General features: G+C 71.4%; 3 protein-coding genes and 1 riboswitch. Of the genes, 1 reads left to right on the plus strand and 2 read right to left on the minus strand.

Annotation, left to right across the window (positions count from 1 at the left end; translation table 11 throughout):
* Positions 1-73: 73 nt before the first annotated feature.
* Entirely contained in the window at positions 74-922 is an 849-nt protein-coding gene (locus LOY02_RS18770) for an SDR family oxidoreductase (protein ID WP_317183886.1), read from the plus strand.
* Positions 923-1,004: 82 nt separating this feature from the next.
* Here LOY02_RS18770 and LOY02_RS18775 read toward each other — a convergent pair whose 3' ends face one another.
* Together LOY02_RS18775 and LOY02_RS18780 are read right to left on the minus strand one after the other, a co-directional pair.
* Positions 1,005-1,907 (minus strand): CHAP domain-containing protein, encoded by a 903-nt coding sequence (locus LOY02_RS18775; protein WP_317183887.1) that lies wholly within the window; start codon positions 1,905-1,907, stop codon positions 1,005-1,007.
* Between the two features lie 3 nt (positions 1,908-1,910).
* A riboswitch (cyclic di-AMP (ydaO/yuaA leader) is annotated at positions 1,911-2,105 on the minus strand.
* A gap of 206 nt (positions 2,106-2,311) precedes the next feature.
* A partial coding sequence (locus LOY02_RS18780; RefSeq protein ID WP_317183888.1) for a zinc-binding dehydrogenase occupies positions 2,312-3,063 on the minus strand: 752 nt, incomplete at its 5' end.

Here is a 3,063-nt window from a genome sequence, read left to right on the forward strand (position 1 = left end):
CGAGACAGACAGCCAGCCGTATGCCGCTGGGCTCGCTCCGCGGGTCGGCCACCTCCGGGGCCGGTGACGCGACATGACGGGGTCGCCGTTCCTGCGCACAGGCGGAGCCGTCGTCACCGGGGCCGGGCGTGGACTCGGCCGTGAGATCGCGAAGCGACTGGGCCGTGACGGCTTTGACGTCACCGTCACGGACCTCGACGCTGAAGCTGCGGAGGCAGTGGCGGCGGCGATCCGGATGGCCGGCGGGACCGCCGCCTCCCTCGCACTCGACGTCGCCGATCAGGCCGACTGCCGACAGGGCGCCGCGGCCACCGTCGAGCGCGCCGGCTCGCTCGACGTCTGGGTCAACAATGCGGGCGTCCTCGTCACGGGTGAGGTCTGGGCGCACGACGACGCGCAGCGGCGCCTCATGTTCGAGGTCAACGCCCTCGGGACGATGCACGGCACCGTCGCGGCCCTCGAGGTGATGCGGCCCGCCGGGCGGGGACACGTCGTCAACATCGCCTCTCTCGCCGGTCTCGTGTCGGTCCCCGGAGAGGGGGTCTATGCCGCGACGAAGCACGCAGTCATGGGGTTGTCGCTCTCGGCGCTCGCCGACCTGCGAGCGGCTGGCGACAACGACGTGCACATCAGCTGCATCTGTCCCGACGGCATGTGGACGCCCATGCTGCACGACAAGGTCCATGACCCCACCGCCTCGATGTCCTTCTCGGGCAAGGTGCTCCAGCCGGAGGCCGTGGCCGCCCTCGTGACCCGCGTGCTCGAGCGACCTCGTCCGGTCGTTGCGGCTCCGGCCTGGCGCGGTGTGCAGGCTCGTGTCTTCGACCTGTCACCTCGTCTCGCGATGCGCGCCGCACCACTCGTCGTCCGGTTGAGCCGCCTGCAGCAACGCCGGGCGGCGAAGCGCCTGGCCCAGAGCTGAACGAGCCCACAGCCCGACACGACGAGGGCGGGGAGACTGCGGCTGCAGTCTCCCCGCCCTTCGTGAACGATGCGGCGTCAGCTCACGGTGCGTAGATGTACTTCATCCCGCTGATGTCCGTGAGGGTGCGCGTGTTGTAGTTGTACGGACCGGCCAGGGCGTTCATCTCGATGATGGTGACCTGGTTGCCGTTGACTCCAGTGACCCACGCGACGTGACCGACGCTCGAGGAGCCGTGCACCCCGGGCTGCATGACGAGGATCGACCGCGTGCGCGGCGTGCCCGACACGGTGTAGCCGGCGTTCGCGGCGCCCCAGGCCCAGTCCATCGCGTTGCCCGTGAACCCGCCGGGGTAGTAGCCCTCGGACTGGTACCACTTGTTCAAGGCACCCCAGGTGCACTGCCCGGCGGTCGCCCAGTTGTACGAGGACTTCTTGCCCGAGGTCCCGTTGACCGTGGTCTTCGCCGTGTAGGTCGGAGCGGTCAGGCTGGTCCGGGAGGTGGTCCTGGACGCGCGGGCGGCGGCCTCCTCGCGGGCCTTGGCAGCGGCCAGGCGGGCCTTCTCGGCGGCTTCGCGACGGGCCTTCTCCGCCGCCTCCTTGCGCGCCTTCTCGACGACGACGTCCTTGATGACGATCGGCTTGTCCTTGGCGGCCTTCTTCGGCGCCGGCGCCGCGTAGCCGATGGAGCTGAGTGCAGTCGTCTGGGCCACCGCTGGAGCTGTGGCGGCCGCAGGGCCGACCGCGGCAGCAGCCTTGGGGGCCGCAACCGGCGCGGCGACGGGCGCAGCGGCCGCTGCCGAAGCATCCCTGGTCGTCTCGGCCGAGGCCGGAGCGGTCAGGGTGGCCACGAGACCACCGGCTGCCGCGACGACGGCTGCGCCCTTCATTGCCGGCTGGGCGGACCCTCGAGCGATGCTCTTGAGCTCACCGAGGGGGCTGTAGCCCGGCGCCCGGTGGCGCCCGGGACGGTTGTCAACGTTCACAAGTGAACCTCTCCGCGCCTACGAGGTTAGCTGTCGGGTTCGGGCGGAGAACTGCCCGGCCTCGTCGCCGGCCCGGAGGCCGTCGTCGAGTGCTACACCCCAAGAGCGGCGTGGCACCCGGCCTGGACCTGGCTCCACGTCGCTCGGAGGAACGGTGGTTCCCCCGCTCCTGCCATGCGGGTCAAGCGGCACCTCGGGGCGGTGGCAGGACTCGGCGTCCGCCTCTCGGTGGCCCCCACGGGGGAGGGGCTGGGGACGACACTAGACGACGAATCCGGTGATGTCACGTTCAGGTAACGGCCTGTCCATGAATTCGTAAAGTCGCCGTGGGTGACCGCGCCCGACCGCAGGGAGGGACGCGTCCCGTGAGCCCGCCCAGCGGCATACGGCCTCATGGCTGCTCGTCAGGGGCGCAGCAGCACCTTGATCGCCCGACGCTCGTCCATGGCGCGATAGCCCTCCGCGACCTCCTCGAGGGGGAGCGTGAGGTCGAACACCCGACCGGGGTCGATCCGTCCTGCGATCACGCGCTCCAGCAGGTCCGGCAGGTAACGGCGCACCGGTGCCATCCCGCCGGCGAGGCCGACGTTGCGCTGGAACATCCGACGGACGGGGAGCTCCACTCCGTGGGGCACGCCGACGAAACCCACCCTCGAGCCCGGCCGGGCGACCCGGAAGGCCGTCCCGATCGCCTGGTTCGTGCCGACGCACTCGAGCACGGCGTCGGCGCCGACCCCGCCGGTGAGCTCCTGCACCGCCTCCACCGCGGCGTCATCCCGCTCGGCCACGATGTCGGTCGCCCCGAAGTCGCGCGCGAGGCGCTGGCGGTCGGTGTGCCGGGACATGGCGACGATCCGCTCCGCTCCGAGCTCCCGCGCGGCGATCACGCCGCACAGCCCCACGGCCCCGTCGCCGACGACCACGACCGTGCTTCCCGCTCGCACTCCCGCCGCGACGGCGGCGTGCCAGCCCGTCGCCATGACGTCGGAGAGCGCAAGGAGCGACGGGAGCAGGGAGTCGTCGGGCACGCCGTCGGTCTTGACGAGCGAGCCGTTCGCCTCGTTGACGCGGGTGAGCTCGGCCTGCCCACTCGTCGTGAAACCGAGGTTGTCGCACGCCGAGTGGACGCCCGCCCGGCAGTGCGGACACGTGTTGT

The sequence above is a fragment of the Intrasporangium sp. genome, from assembly GCF_032907665.1.
Lineage (GTDB): Bacteria > Actinomycetota > Actinomycetes > Actinomycetales > Dermatophilaceae > Intrasporangium.